This window comes from Paraburkholderia sp. 35.1 (assembly GCF_050436525.1).
Lineage (GTDB): Bacteria > Pseudomonadota > Gammaproteobacteria > Burkholderiales > Burkholderiaceae > Paraburkholderia > Paraburkholderia tuberum.
In genome coordinates, this window is sequence record NZ_JBNDMJ010000003.1 from 1,504,540 (window position 1) to 1,517,370 (window position 12,831).

Annotated in this window: 13 protein-coding genes; 11 read left to right on the plus strand and 2 right to left on the minus strand. The window is 64.6% G+C overall.

Annotated features, from left to right (window positions below; all coding sequences use genetic code 11):
• Positions 1-26 precede the first annotated feature (26 nt).
• The 4 genes from paaN to paaK all read left to right on the plus strand — a co-directional run bounded on the left by paaN (position 27) and on the right by paaK (position 4,565).
• Positions 27-1,727 carry a phenylacetic acid degradation protein PaaN gene (paaN, locus tag OKW27_RS27005; RefSeq protein WP_429335358.1) on the plus strand — a complete coding sequence of 567 codons (1,701 nt, stop codon included), beginning with the start codon at positions 27-29 and terminating at the stop codon, positions 1,725-1,727.
• 166 nt (positions 1,728-1,893) lie between these two features.
• Positions 1,894-2,685: a 2-(1,2-epoxy-1,2-dihydrophenyl)acetyl-CoA isomerase PaaG gene (gene paaG, locus OKW27_RS27010; RefSeq protein ID WP_429335359.1), complete on the plus strand. Its 792-nt coding sequence runs from the start codon at positions 1,894-1,896 to the stop codon at positions 2,683-2,685.
• 1 nt (position 2,686) lies between these two features.
• Positions 2,687-3,148: a hydroxyphenylacetyl-CoA thioesterase PaaI gene (gene paaI / locus OKW27_RS27015; RefSeq protein WP_090802007.1), complete on the plus strand. Its 462-nt coding sequence runs from the start codon at positions 2,687-2,689 to the stop codon at positions 3,146-3,148.
• Between the two features lie 112 nt (positions 3,149-3,260).
• On the plus strand, positions 3,261-4,565 hold the full coding sequence (gene paaK, locus OKW27_RS27020) for a phenylacetate--CoA ligase PaaK (RefSeq protein WP_429335360.1): 1,305 nt from the start codon (positions 3,261-3,263) through the stop codon (positions 4,563-4,565).
• A gap of 178 nt (positions 4,566-4,743) precedes the next feature.
• On the opposite strand, the gene mltA is transcribed toward paaK, so the two are convergent.
• Positions 4,744-5,862: a murein transglycosylase A gene (gene mltA / locus OKW27_RS27025; protein ID WP_429335361.1), complete on the minus strand. Its 1,119-nt coding sequence runs from the start codon at positions 5,860-5,862 to the stop codon at positions 4,744-4,746.
• Positions 5,863-5,878: 16 nt separating this feature from the next.
• Here mltA and OKW27_RS27030 point away from each other — a divergent pair, with 16 nt between their 5' ends.
• Positions 5,879-6,052 (plus strand): hypothetical protein, encoded by a 174-nt coding sequence (locus tag OKW27_RS27030; RefSeq protein ID WP_167368587.1) that lies wholly within the window; start codon positions 5,879-5,881, stop codon positions 6,050-6,052.
• Positions 6,053-6,197: 145 nt separating this feature from the next.
• On the opposite strand, the gene apaG is transcribed toward OKW27_RS27030, so the two are convergent.
• Positions 6,198-6,572, minus strand: a complete 375-nt coding sequence (gene apaG, locus OKW27_RS27035) for a Co2+/Mg2+ efflux protein ApaG (protein ID WP_184009102.1) — start codon at positions 6,570-6,572, stop codon at positions 6,198-6,200.
• A 329-nt stretch (positions 6,573-6,901) separates the two neighbouring features.
• On the opposite strand from apaG, the gene rpe reads away from it, so the two are divergent.
• The 6 genes from rpe (at position 6,902) to trpC (ending at position 12,803) form a co-directional block, all read left to right on the plus strand.
• A complete protein-coding gene (rpe, locus tag OKW27_RS27040) occupies positions 6,902-7,585 on the plus strand; it encodes a ribulose-phosphate 3-epimerase (protein ID WP_018420129.1) in 684 nt (227 codons plus the stop codon).
• A 13-nt stretch (positions 7,586-7,598) separates the two neighbouring features.
• Positions 7,599-8,315 (plus strand): phosphoglycolate phosphatase, encoded by a 717-nt coding sequence (locus OKW27_RS27045; protein WP_184065695.1) that lies wholly within the window; start codon positions 7,599-7,601, stop codon positions 8,313-8,315.
• Between the two features lie 376 nt (positions 8,316-8,691).
• On the plus strand, positions 8,692-10,317 hold the full coding sequence (locus OKW27_RS27050) for an anthranilate synthase component I family protein (protein WP_429335362.1): 1,626 nt from the start codon (positions 8,692-8,694) through the stop codon (positions 10,315-10,317).
• A 13-nt stretch (positions 10,318-10,330) separates the two neighbouring features.
• Positions 10,331-10,948, plus strand: coding sequence for an aminodeoxychorismate/anthranilate synthase component II (locus OKW27_RS27055; RefSeq protein ID WP_090802015.1), 618 nt, complete (start codon positions 10,331-10,333; stop codon positions 10,946-10,948).
• Between the two features lie 19 nt (positions 10,949-10,967).
• Entirely contained in the window at positions 10,968-11,999 is a 1,032-nt protein-coding gene (gene trpD / locus OKW27_RS27060; protein WP_090805481.1) for an anthranilate phosphoribosyltransferase, read from the plus strand.
• An 18-nt stretch (positions 12,000-12,017) separates the two neighbouring features.
• Positions 12,018-12,803 carry an indole-3-glycerol phosphate synthase TrpC gene (trpC, locus tag OKW27_RS27065; protein WP_429335363.1) on the plus strand — a complete coding sequence of 262 codons (786 nt, stop codon included), beginning with the start codon at positions 12,018-12,020 and terminating at the stop codon, positions 12,801-12,803.
• The last annotated feature ends 28 nt before the right edge of the window (positions 12,804-12,831 follow it).

A 12,831-nucleotide genomic window follows, 5' to 3' on the forward strand; every position in this document is an offset into this window, starting at 1 on the left:
CCAACGTACAGCCGAGCCTCTTTGCCATGACACATCCGCTATTCACCAAGCACGAAGACACGCTGCACAAAGCGCTCGCCGCGCTCGAAACGCGCGGCTACTGGAGCCCGTTCGTCGAGATGCCCAGTCCGAAAGTGTACGGGGAAACAGCCAACGCGGACGGCGAAGCCGCGTTCAAGGCGCTTCTAGACAAAACGTTCGACCTGGACCAACCGTCGACGGGAGAGACCGTCGGCGCAGAGGTTTCGCCGTTCGGCTTCCAGCTCGGCGTGCGTTACCCGAAAGCCGACCCGAGCGCGCTCATCGCCGCATCTGCCGCGGCGCAACGCGATTGGCGCGCCGCCGGCCCGCAGGCATGGATCGGCGTGAGCCTCGAAATCCTCGCGCGCCTGAATCGCGCCAGCTTCGAGCTCGGCTACAGCGTGATGCACACGACCGGTCAGGCGTTCATGATGGCCTTCCAGGCAGGGGGCCCACACGCGCAGGATCGCGCGCTCGAAGCGGTCGCGTATGCCTGGGATCAACTGCGCCGTATTCCCGCCGACGCGCACTGGGAAAAGCCGCAAGGCAAAAACCCGCCGCTCGCGATGCACAAGCGCTACACCGTCGTGCCGCGCGGCATCGGCCTCGTGCTCGGCTGCTGCACATTCCCGACGTGGAACGGCTATCCGGGCCTGTTCGCCGATCTGGCCACCGGCAACACGGTGATCGTCAAGCCGCATCCGGGCGCGATCCTGCCGCTCGCGCTGACCGTGCGCATCGCGCGTGACGTGTTGCGCGAAGCGGGCTTCGATCCGAACGTCGTCACGCTGCTGGCCACCGCCCCGAACGACGGCGCCCTCGTCCAGCAACTGGCCCAGCGCCCCGAGATCAAACTGATCGACTTCACGGGCAGCACCCAGAACGGCACCTGGCTCGAGCGCAACGCGCACCAGGCGCAGGTCTACACCGAAAAAGCTGGCGTCAATCAGATCGTCATCGACTCGGTCGACGACATCAAGGCGGCCGCGCGCAACATCGCGTTCTCGCTGGCGCTGTACTCAGGCCAGATGTGCACCGCGCCGCAAAATATCTACGTACCGCGAGACGGCATTCGCACCGCGGAAGGCACGCTCAGCTTTGACGATGTCTCCCAGGCGCTTGCCGGCGCGGTGCAAAAGCTCGTCGCCGATCCGGCCCGCGCCGTCGAACTGCTCGGCGCGATCCAGAACGAAGGCGTCGCGCAGCGCATCGACGAAGCCGCCGGGCTCGGCCGCGTTCTCGTCGCGAGCCAGACGCTCGACCATCCGTCCTTTCCGGGCGCTCGCGTGCGCACACCGCTCGTATTGCAACTCGACGCCTCGACCGACCGCGCCCAGTTCACGAGAGAATGGTTCGGGCCGATCTCGTTCGTCATCGCGACGGACTCGACCGCGCAGTCACTCGACCTCGCTGGCGACATTGCTGCCGAGCACGGCGCGCTAACGCTGGCGGTCTACAGCACGGACGACGCCGTGCTCGACGCCGCGCACGAAGCGTCGATCCGCGGCGGCGTCGCACTGTCGATCAACCTGACCGGTGGCGTGTTCGTCAACCAGTCCGCGGCTTTTTCGGACTTTCACGGCACCGGCGCCAACCCGGCCGCGAATGCCGCGCTTGCCGATGCCGCTTTCGTCGCCAACCGCTTCCGCGTCGTTCAAAGCCGCGTTCATGTTGAACCGAAAGCGGCGCCCGCGGTAGCTGGCTGAACGGCATAAGAAGGCTTCAGCACAACGCACGACTTCGTCCTATGCCGTTCGGCGGATGGACCGAGTCGTGCGCTCTGACTAACATCAGACATCGGATCGGCATCACGCGCCGACGCTAGTCGAGCGACCGTGCCCATCGGCCAAAGAGAGTTTGAGGAGACACCCCATGTCATATGAAGCGATCCGGCCGGACATCGACTCATCGAGCCACGTCGCCACCATCACGCTGAACCGCCCGGACAAGCTCAACAGCTTCACGCGCGCGATGCATCAGGAACTCGGCGCGGCACTCGACCAGGTCGAAAAGTCCGGCGCCCGTGCGCTCGTGCTCACCGGCGCGGGACGCGGCTTCTGCGCCGGCCAGGATCTCGCCGACCTCGATTTCACGCCCGGCGCGATGACCGACCTCGGCGCCGTCATCGATGAATACTTCAATCCGTTGATCCGCCGTCTGCAAGCGCTACCGTTTCCGGTGATCGCCGCGGTCAACGGCACGGCCGCCGGCGCGGGCGCCAATCTCGCGTTGGCCTGCGACCTGGTGCTCGCAGCTCGCTCCGCGAGTTTCATCCAAGCGTTCGTGAAGATCGGCCTCGTGCCGGATTCGGGCGGGACGTGGTTCCTGCCGCAACGCGTTGGCATGGCACGCGCGCTCGGCCTCGCGATCACCGGCGACAAGCTCAGCGCCGACACAGCCGAAAGCTGGGGCTTGATCTGGCAAGCGCTCGACGACGCCGAACTGGCTCCGGCCGCGGCAAAACTCGCGGCCCAGCTTGCCCAGCAACCGACGCGCGCGATCGCCGCGATCAAGCAGGCGATGCGTGCCGGCACAACGCAAACGCTCGACCAGCAGCTCGATCTCGAGCGTGATCTGCAGCGCCAACTAGGCGCCTCGCACGATTACGCGGAAGGCGTGCAGGCATTTATCGAAAAGCGCGCGCCGCGCTTCGAGGGGCGTTGAGATGTCCACGCAAACCACCCGCCCCGACCAGATGACTGCCGACGAACTCGCCCGCGCGACAGCTGCCGCGATGTACGAAAACGACGCCTGCAGTCGCGCGCTCGGGCTCGAGATTCTCGAAGTGCGCCCCGGCTATGCGCGGCTGCGCATGGCGGTGCGCGACGACTTCCTGAACGGCCATCAGATCTGCCACGGCGGCCTGATCTTCACGCTCGCCGATTCGACCTTCGCGTTCGCCTGCAACACCTACAACATCAATACGGTTGCCGCCGGCTGCTCGATCGAATACCTCCGGCCGGTTTACGGCGGCGACGTTCTGAGCGCCGAAGCGGTCGAGCAGACATCGAGCGGGCGCACTGGCATCTACGATATTCGCGTCACGAATCGCGCCGGCGAGACCGTCGCGATGTTTCGCGGCAAGTCGGCGCAAATCAGGGGCAACCTGATTCCCACCGGCGACTGACATTGAGCGGCGGCAAGCCAGAGCCGCCCTCGCGGACAACTGTCTGCGTGGCTCTCTGACGCCAACGCGTTACATATCAAACTCAGATACTGAGGCAGCAAGGAGACATTCGATGAGCACCGCTCTTCCGCTCGATCCGATCGAGACCGCCAGCCGCGACGAGCTCGCCGCGCTCCAACTTGAACGGCTCAAATGGTCACTCACCCATGCGTATGAAGATTCGCCGGTGTACCGGCGCAAGTTCGACGAAGCCGGTGTTCATCCGGGCGATGTCAAGTCGCTCGCGGACCTCGCGCGCTTTCCGTTCACGACGAAGAAGGATTTGCGCGACAACTATCCGTTCGGCATGTTCGCGGTGCCGCCGGAGCAGATTTCGCGAATCCATGCATCGTCTGGGACGACCGGCAAGCCGACCGTCGTCGGCTATACGGCGCGCGACATCGACACGTGGGCGAATCTCGTCGCCCGTTCGATACGCGCCGCCGGCGCGAAGCGCGGCGACAAGGTGCACGTGAGCTACGGCTACGGCCTCTTCACGGGCGGCCTCGGCGCGCATTACGGCGCCGAGCGCGCGGGGCTCACCGTGATTCCGTTCGGCGGTGGTCAGACCGAAAAGCAGGTGCAGCTGATCCAGGACTTCCGGCCGGACATCATCATGGTGACACCGAGCTACATGCTGTCGATCGCCGACGAACTCGAGCGCCAGGGTATCGACCCGGCTAGCTGCTCATTACGCATCGGCATCTTCGGCGCTGAGCCGTGGACCAACGAAATGCGCGAGGCGATCGAAAAACGCATGGGCATCGACGCGGTCGACATCTACGGTCTCTCCGAAGTGATGGGCCCGGGCGTCGCCTCGGAGTGCATCGAGACCAAAGACGGCCCGACGATCTGGGAAGACCATTTCTATCCCGAGATCATCGACCCCGAAACGGGGGAGGTGCTGCCCGATGGCGAACTCGGCGAACTCGTGTTCACGTCGCTGACTAAAGAAGCGCTGCCGATCATCCGCTACCGCACGCGCGATCTCACGCGCCTGCTGCCGGGCAGCGCCCGCACGATGCGGCGTATGGAAAAAATCACGGGCCGCTCGGACGACATGATGATCGTCCGTGGCGTCAATGTGTTCCCGACGCAGATCGAAGAGTTGCTGCTCAAGCAGCACGCGCTCGCGCCGCACTATCAGATCGTACTGACGAAGGAAGGGCCGCTCGACGTGTTGACGCTGAACGTCGAACCGTGCCCCGAAAGCGCGCCGGATATTTCCGCGCTAACCACCGCGAAAAACGCGCTGGCGTACGACCTCAAGGCGCTGATTGGCGTAAGCGCGGTGGTGAACGTGCTGGCCGTGAATGGGATCGAGCGCTCGGTGGGCAAGGCGCGGCGGGTGGTCGACAAGCGCAGTTCGGGGCTCTAAGTCAGGCAACGCGCAGCGTAAGAGCCCAACAAAAAACGGCGTCACGCACGGATCCTGATCCGAACGTGACGCCGATTTCCACGACTTCTATTAGCGGCTTCGCGGCAGCCTCCAACCCGCCTCCCGAAAACCGCTGTAACTCAAACGGCAGTCACGCTTCCGCCTGCGCCCCACCGCCTCACGAATTCGGCAGCAGCAACCACATCCGGCCACCCTGCTTCATCTTGCCAGCCAGATCACCGGCACCGTCGCCGAGGCCCCAGAAGTAGTCGGCGCGCACGCCGCCTTTGATCGCGGTGCCCGTGTCCTGCGCGAACACGAGGCGGTTCATCGGCGAGTTCGTCAGCGGCCGTGTGGTCTGCAGGAACACCGGCGTGCCGAGCGGAATCGCGCTCGGGTCGACCGCAATCGAGCGCTCCGGCGTCAGCGGCACGCCGAGCGCGCCGATCGGGCCGTCCGCGCCGCCGCTCGGCATACTTTCGGCCGACGGCATCTCGCGAAAAAACACGAAGCGCGGATTGGTGTCGAGCAATCCATCGACGCGCGTCGGATTCGCGCGTGCCCATGCCTTGATGCCCTGCATCGTCGCCTGCGCGGGTGTGATCTCGCCATGATCGAGCAGCCAGCGCCCGATCGACTTGTACGGCTGATCGTTGGTACCGCCAAAGCCGACGCGCATCACACTGCCGTCTTCCATCACGATGCGCCCGGAGCCCTGCACCTGCAAAAAGAATGCTTCGATCGGGTCGTCGACCCACACGAGTTCGTTGCCGCTGAGCGCGCCCGAGCGTTCGAGTTGGGCACGCGCCGGCAACGGCGCCCCCGCGCGATAGCCGGCGGGCCAGCGGTACAGCGCGGTCTGATATACCCCATGCCGCGTGCGCGAGCCCCGCAGCAGGGGCTCGTAGTAACCGGTGACCAGACCGTCGAGCGTGCCGTCGCTATTCGCGAGCTGGAACGGCGTGAAGTAGGCTTCGAAGAAGGCGCGCGCGCCGGTGACGTCGAGATCGTCGATTTGCGCGGCGGCCGCGCACGCACGCGACCAGTTCGGCTGACGCGCGAGCCTCGTGCAGTTTTGCCGCAACGCGGCCGTCGCGCCGATCAGCGAGTCGTCCTGCCAGCCCGGCACCTGCTGCCACGCAACCGCGGTCAAGCGCGACGACGCGATCTGGCCGGGGATGATCGCCGCGCCGCTCGGCGGCGAAGGCCGGAGCGCGCCGCCGCCGCCGCAGGAGGCAAGCAACACCGCAACCGACAATGCACCGACCCACGCGCCGGCTCGGCGGACAAAACGCATACAATGTTCGTTCTTGATGGAAACCGCCATGTCTGATTTGTTTGACGAATACCCGATGCTCATCTTCGCGCTGGAATCGCTGCTCGCGCTGTTCCTGCTCGTCTTTATCGTTGTGTGGACGTCGTCTGGCAAGAAAAAAGCGCGACGTGCCAAGCCGGCGGAACGGTCCCAACAGCAAAAGCCGCAGTGACCCTGACCGGCGGGTTGCATACGGAACCGCGCAACCCCTCGTGCATCAAGCGCTCGTCTGAGCGCTCATCCAACCACCCACTCAACTGCCCGCTGCGCCGCGCGCCGACACGAACTCATTAAAGACCGCGCAACACCGCGCCGGTTCAATGCAACGTTCGCGGCATGCGCAACACGAACTCCGGCACCGGCGCCTCGAAGCGCTCACCATCCTCCGCCACGCAGAAGTAATCGCCGCGCATCGTGCCGACCGGCGTCGCGATCACTGCCCAACTCGTGTATTCGAAATGCTCGCCCGGCTTGAGCAGCGGCTGATGACCGACCACGCCCAGACCTTTGACTTCCTGGACGGTGTTTTCGCTGTCGGTGATGATCCAGTGACGCGCGATCAACTGTGCGGGCACCTGGCCGGTGTTACGGATGGTCAGCGTGTAGGCAAAGGCGTACTGGCGACGCTCCGGGTCCGATTCTTCGGGCAGGTAGTGCACCTGCGCCGAGACGCTGAATTCGTACTGGCTCATCCTGATTCCGATCTGATCAAACGGGCTGTGAAAAATCGTCGAAGGCCCGAACGCCAATGGTCTGCGGGTGCAGCGGCGATGCGGCGCTCATGGAATGGCATTCTGCTTGATGCGCGACATGGCCGCAACCGGATACGCCTTTCGGCCAGCAGTGTCTAAGACGTTGGGACACGGCTGCTTTGCCGCGCCCAGTCTCCATGTCGTTTTTGCGCCGGCACTTTGCGAAGTTTCATCGCGCGATTCCGCCACGCCAACCGCGCGGCCAGCACCCCGGTCTGCACGCGCAAAACCGGTAAAATGGCGCTTTCCCGCTTGCATCGGCCCCTGTCATGACGCAATTTCGTATCGCCCCCAGCATTCTCTCCGCCGACTTCGCCCGCCTGGGCGAGGAAGTCCGCAACGTCGTCGCCGCCGGCGCCGACTGGATCCACTTCGACGTGATGGACAACCACTACGTGCCGAACCTGACCATCGGCCCGCTCGTATGCGAAGCGATCCGCCCGCACGTGGACGTGCCAATCGACGTGCACCTGATGGTGCGTCCCGTCGACCGCATCGTGCCGGACTTCGCGAAAGCCGGCGCGAACCTGATCAGCTTTCACCCGGAAGCGTCGGATCACATCGACCGCACCCTGTCGCTGATCCGCGACCACGGCTGCAAGGCCGGCCTCGTGTTCAATCCGGCGACGTCGCTGAACTATCTCGATCATGTGATGGACAAGGTCGACCTCGTGCTGATCATGTCGGTGAACCCGGGCTTCGGCGGCCAGTCGTTCATCCCCGAGGCGCTCAACAAGTTGCGCGAAGCGCGCAAACGCATCGACGCGTACACCGAGCGCACCGGCCGCGACATCCACCTCGAAGTGGACGGCGGCGTGAAGGTCGACAACATCGCGGAAATCGCGGCGGCCGGCGCGGACACGTTCGTGGCCGGCTCGGCGATCTTTGGCCAGCCCGATCACAAGGTCGTGATCGACAAGATGCGCGCCGCCCTCGCGACCGTCCAGCGTTAAAAACCAGCGCCTCATGACCACTTCGTATCCCGCCCCGACGTTTACCGGCGCGCGCCTCGAAGCCGCGATCATCGACCTCGACGGCACGATGATCGACACGGCCGACGACTTCACCGCCGGCCTGAACGGTATGCTCGCTCAGCTCGACGCGGAGGAAACGACGCGCGAGGAAGTGGTCGGCTACGTCGGCAAGGGTTCGGAGCATCTGATCCGCAGCGTGCTTGCGCCGCGCTTCGAAGCCGAGCACGCGCAAGAGCGCTTCGACGAAGCGCTCGCGATCTATCAGGCCGAGTACGCGAAGATCAACGGCGTGCACACGCGGCTTTATCCAGACGTCGAGGCCGGTCTGCGCGCGCTGCGCGACGCGGGCCTGAAGCTCGCCTGCGTGACCAACAAGCCGCACCGCTTCGCGCTCGAATTGCTGCAGCAGTACCGGCTTGCACCGTATTTCAGCGTCGTGCTCGGCGGCGACAGTCTCGCGAAAAAGAAACCGGACCCGCTTCCGATGCTGACCGCCGCCGCGCAGCTCGGCGTCGAGCCGAGCGCCACGGTGGCGATCGGCGACTCGGAAAACGACGCGCTGGCGGGCCGCGCGGCCGGCATGGCGACGCTGACCGTGCCCTACGGGTACAACCACGGCCAAGCTATACAAACGATAAAATCCGATGGTATAGTTGCCTCGCTGCTCGACGCCGCCAGGGCGATCGCAGCGCATCAATCCACGACTTAACAGTCCTTCATCCTCATGTTTCTGAATAAAAAACGGAGTCTGATTAGCATCGACCGGGGAGCCTGGCCCTGGCGTCGCTGGTCGCGCTAACCTCGCCTGAGGTACGCTGAAGCTCGTCTTCGGCAACCGTTTTTTACTTCGCTGCGCTCACGCGCTTTTTCCATCGATCTGTTTTTGCGCAGCTGCATCGGCTGATTGAGCCTGCGCGTACCCGCAAGGTACCGTTGCTCACCCGCACCGCTAGCGCGCGCCGATGGAAGACCCGCGCCGGTCGGTATCATTGTGTCGAGAACGTCGACCCACGCCCTGACCGGAGGCGCTTAGCCCCGCTTTGCCCGACGCTTGCTGCCGCCGGACCACCGTACAGGATCGGAACATGACCGAACTCGAATTCCAGTCCCTCGCCAACGAGGGTTTCAACCGCATCCCGCTGATCGCCGAAGCGCTCGCCGACCTCGAGACGCCGCTGTCGCTGTACCTGAAGCTCGCGCAGACCGAGCGCAACGGCGCGAACTCGTTCCTGCTGGAGTCGGTGGTCGGCGGCGAACGCTTCGGGCGTTATTCGTTCATCGGCCTGCCGGCGCGGACTCTCATGCGCACGCGCAACGGCGTGTCGGAAGTGGTCCGCGACGGCAAGGTCGTCGAGACGCACGACGGCGATCCGCTCGCGTTCATCCAGCAATTCCAGGCGCGCTTCAAGGTCGCGCAACGCCCGGGGCTGCCGCGCTTCACGGGCGGTCTCGCCGGCTATTTCGGCTATGACGCCGTGCGCTATATCGAGAAGAAGCTCGCGCACAGCGCGCCGAAAGACGACCTCAATCTGCCCGACATCCAGCTGCTGCTGACCGAGGAAGTCGCCGTCATCGACAACCTCGCCGGCAAGCTCTATCTGGTGGTCTACGCAGACCCGACCCAGGCTGAGGCCTACACGAAAGCGAAGCACCGTCTGCGCGAACTGCGCCAGCGGCTGCGCGTCACCGTCGAGCCGCCCGTCGTGTCGGCCAGCGTACGCACCGAGATCTACCGCGAGTTCGCGAAAGACGATTACCTGGCGGCCGTGCGCAAGGCGAAGGAATACGTCGCCGCCGGCGAACTGATGCAGGTGCAGGTCGGCCAGCGCCTGATCAAGCCGTACCGCGACAATCCGCTGTCGCTGTATCGCGCGCTGCGCTCGCTGAATCCGTCGCCGTACATGTACTACTACAACTTCGGCAACTTCCACGTGGTCGGTGCGTCGCCGGAGATTCTGGTGCGCCAGGAAAAGCGCGGCGAGGACCGTATCGTCACGATCCGCCCGCTGGCCGGCACCCGTGCGCGCGGCAACACGCCCGAGCGCGATGCCGCGCTTGCTACCGAGCTGCTGAACGATCCGAAGGAAATCGCCGAGCATGTGATGCTGATCGACCTCGCGCGCAACGACGTCGGCCGCATCGCGCAGATCGGCTCGGTGGTCGTGACCGACAAGATGGTGATCGAGAAGTACTCGCACGTGCAGCACATCGTCAGCTCGGTCGAAGGCAAGCTCAAGAACGACATGACCAATTTCGACGTGCTGCGCGCCACCTTCCCGGCCGGCACGCTGTCGGGCGCGCCGAAGGTCCGCGCGATGGAGCTGATCGACGAGCTCGAGCCCGTCAAGCGCGGCCTGTACGGCGGGGCGGTCGGCTATCTGTCGTTCACCGGCGAGATGGATCTGGCCATCACGATCCGCACCGGCGTGATCGCGAACGGCAATCTGTATGTGATCGCCGATTCGGTGCCCGAATCCGAATGGCAGGAGACCGAGAACAAGGCACGCGCGGTGATGCGCGCCGCCGAGCATCTCGACAACTACGCTATCCGCACCGGCGTGATCGCGAACGGCAATCTGTATGTGCAGGCGGCCGCGGGCGTGGTCGCCGATTCGGTGCCCGAATCCGAATGGCAGGAGACCGAGAACAAGGCACGCGCGGTGATGCGCGCCGCCGAGCAGGTCCAGGACGGCCTCGATAGCGACTTCTGACCGGAGACACACCATGCTGCTCATGATCGACAACTACGACTCGTTCACCTACAACCTGGTGCAGTACTTCGGCGAACTCGGCGAAGACGTGTGCACCTATCGCAACGACGAAATCACGCTCGACGAAATCGCCAGGCTGAACCCCGAGCGCATCTGCCTGTCGCCGGGCCCGAGCAATCCGCAACACGCGGGCATCACGCTCGACGTGCTGCGCGAATTCGCCGGCAAGACGCCGATTCTCGGCGTGTGCCTCGGCCATCAGGCGATCGGCGAGGCGTTCGGCGGCCGCGTCGTGCGCGCGCAGACCATCATGCATGGCAAGGTCAGCACGATCGAAACCGACTGCAAGGGCGTATTCGAAGACCTGCCGAAGCATTTCACGGTGACGCGCTACCACTCGCTCGCGATCGAACGCGAATCGCTGCCCGACTGCCTCGAAGTATCGGCATGGACTGAAGACGGCGAAATCATGGGCGTGCGCCACAAGGAACTGGCCGTGGAAGGCGTGCAGTTCCACCCGGAATCGATCCTGTCCGAACACGGCCACGCGCTGCTCGAAAACTTCGTCAAGCAGTCGAAGCTCGCCGTCGCCGGCAAGGCCTCGAGTCACGCGGCGTCCCGCAATGCCTGACACAAAGGGAGACGAGATCATGTCCATTACGCCCCAGGAAGCCTTGCAGCGGACCATCGAGCACCGCGAGATTTTTCACGACGAAATGCTGCACCTGATGCGCCTCATCATGCGCGGCGAACTCTCGCCCGTGATGTCGGCGGCGATCATCACCGGCCTGCGCGTCAAAAAAGAGACCATCGGCGAAATCACCGCGGCCGCCACGGTGATGCGTGAATTTGCCCGGCACGTCGACGTGCAGGACAACTCGAACTTCGTCGATATCGTCGGCACCGGCGGCGACGGCGCGCACACGTTCAACATTTCCACCGCGACGATGTTCGTGTCGGCCGCGGCGGGCGCGAAGGTCGCAAAGCACGGCAATCGCGGCGTATCGAGCAAGTCGGGCAGCGCGGACGTGCTCGAAGCGCTCGGCGTCAACATCGATCTGCAGCCGGAGCAGGTCGCGGCATCGATTGCGGAAACGGGCATGGGCTTCATGTTCGCGCCGAACCATCATCCGGCGATGAAAAACGTCGCGCCGGTACGCCGGGAACTCGGCATCCGCACGATCTTCAATATCCTCGGGCCCCTCACCAATCCGGCCGGCGCGCCGAATCAGCTGATGGGCGTGTTTCACCCCGACCTCGTCGGCATTCAGGTGCGCGTGATGCAGCGCCTCGGCGCCAAACACGTGCTCGTCGTGTACGGGATGGACGGCATGGACGAAGTGTCGCTCGGCGGCGCCACGCTGGTCGGCGAGTTGCGCGACGGCGAAATCCGCGAGTACGAGATCCATCCGGAAGACTTCGGCATGCAGATGGTGTCGAACCGCACGCTCAAAGTCGCCGACGCGGGCGAGTCGAAGGTCATGCTGCTCGACGCGCTCAGCAACAAGCCCGGCGTCGCGCGGGAAATCGTCACGCTGAACGCCGGCACGGCACTCTATTCGGCGAACGTCGCGGCCACGATCGCGGACGGCATCGAGCTCGCGCGCGAAGCGATCGCGAGCGGCAAGGCACGCGCGAAGGTCGACGAACTGGTGCGCTTCACCCAGCAATTCAAGCAGTAATCACGTAGCGAGACATTTATGAGCGACATCCTCGACCGCATCATCGCGGTCAAACGCGAAGAAGTCCGGGCGGCCGAGCAAAGCGTGCCGCTCGAAGAACTGCGGCTCGAAGCGTCGTCGCGCGATCTCCGCGACTTCGTCGGCGCATTGCGCGCCAAGCACACGGCGGGTCTCGCCGCGGTGATCTCCGAAGTGAAGAAGGCGAGCCCGTCGAAGGGCGTGCTGCGCGAGCACTTCGTGCCGGCCGACATCGCGCGTTCGTATGAGAAGCACGGCGCGGCGTGTCTGTCCGTGCTGACCGACGTGCAGTTCTTCCAGGGCAGCGTCGCCTATCTGCAGCAAGCGCGCGCCGCGTGCCGGTTGCCGGTGATACGCAAGGACTTCATCGTCGATCCGTATCAGGTTGTCGAAGCACGCGCGATGGGGGCCGACGCGATCCTGCTGATCGCCGCCGCGCTCGAAACCGCCGAGATGCAGGACCTCGAAGCGCTCGCGCATTCGCTGGGGCTCGCGGTGCTCGTCGAAGTGCACGACAGCGATGAACTCAAGGAAGCGCTGACGCTGAAGACGCCACTGATCGGCATCAACAACCGCAATCTGCGCACCTTCGAAACCTCGCTCGACGCGACGCTCGGCATGCTCGACGCGATTCCCGACGATCGCATCGTCGTGACCGAATCGGGCATCCTGTCGCGCGACGACGTCGAGCGCATGCGCGCGCGGAACGTGCATACCTTCCTCGTCGGCGAAGCGTTCATGCGCGCGGACGAGCCGGGCGTGGAACTCGCGCGGATGTTTTTCTGAGCGTCGTATCGACGTATCCGCGTATCGG

Excerpts from the sequence above, each read along its gene's own strand:
- paaN (WP_429335358.1), top strand. The coding sequence starts at position 27 with ATGACACATCCGCTATTCACCAAGCACGAAGACACGCTGCACAAAGCG.
- paaG (WP_429335359.1), top strand. The coding sequence starts at position 1,894 with ATGTCATATGAAGCGATCCGGCCGGACATCGACTCATCGAGCCACGTC.
- paaI (WP_090802007.1), top strand. The coding sequence starts at position 2,687 with ATGTCCACGCAAACCACCCGCCCCGACCAGATGACTGCCGACGAACTC.
- paaK (WP_429335360.1), top strand. The coding sequence starts at position 3,261 with ATGAGCACCGCTCTTCCGCTCGATCCGATCGAGACCGCCAGCCGCGAC.
- mltA (WP_429335361.1), bottom strand. The coding sequence starts at position 5,862 with ATGCGTTTTGTCCGCCGAGCCGGCGCGTGGGTCGGTGCATTGTCGGTT.
- OKW27_RS27030 (WP_167368587.1), top strand. The coding sequence starts at position 5,879 with ATGGAAACCGCCATGTCTGATTTGTTTGACGAATACCCGATGCTCATC.
- apaG (WP_184009102.1), bottom strand. The coding sequence starts at position 6,572 with ATGAGCCAGTACGAATTCAGCGTCTCGGCGCAGGTGCACTACCTGCCC.
- rpe (WP_018420129.1), top strand. The coding sequence starts at position 6,902 with ATGACGCAATTTCGTATCGCCCCCAGCATTCTCTCCGCCGACTTCGCC.
- OKW27_RS27045 (WP_184065695.1), top strand. The coding sequence starts at position 7,599 with ATGACCACTTCGTATCCCGCCCCGACGTTTACCGGCGCGCGCCTCGAA.
- OKW27_RS27050 (WP_429335362.1), top strand. The coding sequence starts at position 8,692 with ATGACCGAACTCGAATTCCAGTCCCTCGCCAACGAGGGTTTCAACCGC.
- OKW27_RS27055 (WP_090802015.1), top strand. The coding sequence starts at position 10,331 with ATGCTGCTCATGATCGACAACTACGACTCGTTCACCTACAACCTGGTG.
- trpD (WP_090805481.1), top strand. The coding sequence starts at position 10,968 with ATGTCCATTACGCCCCAGGAAGCCTTGCAGCGGACCATCGAGCACCGC.
- trpC (WP_429335363.1), top strand. The coding sequence starts at position 12,018 with ATGAGCGACATCCTCGACCGCATCATCGCGGTCAAACGCGAAGAAGTC.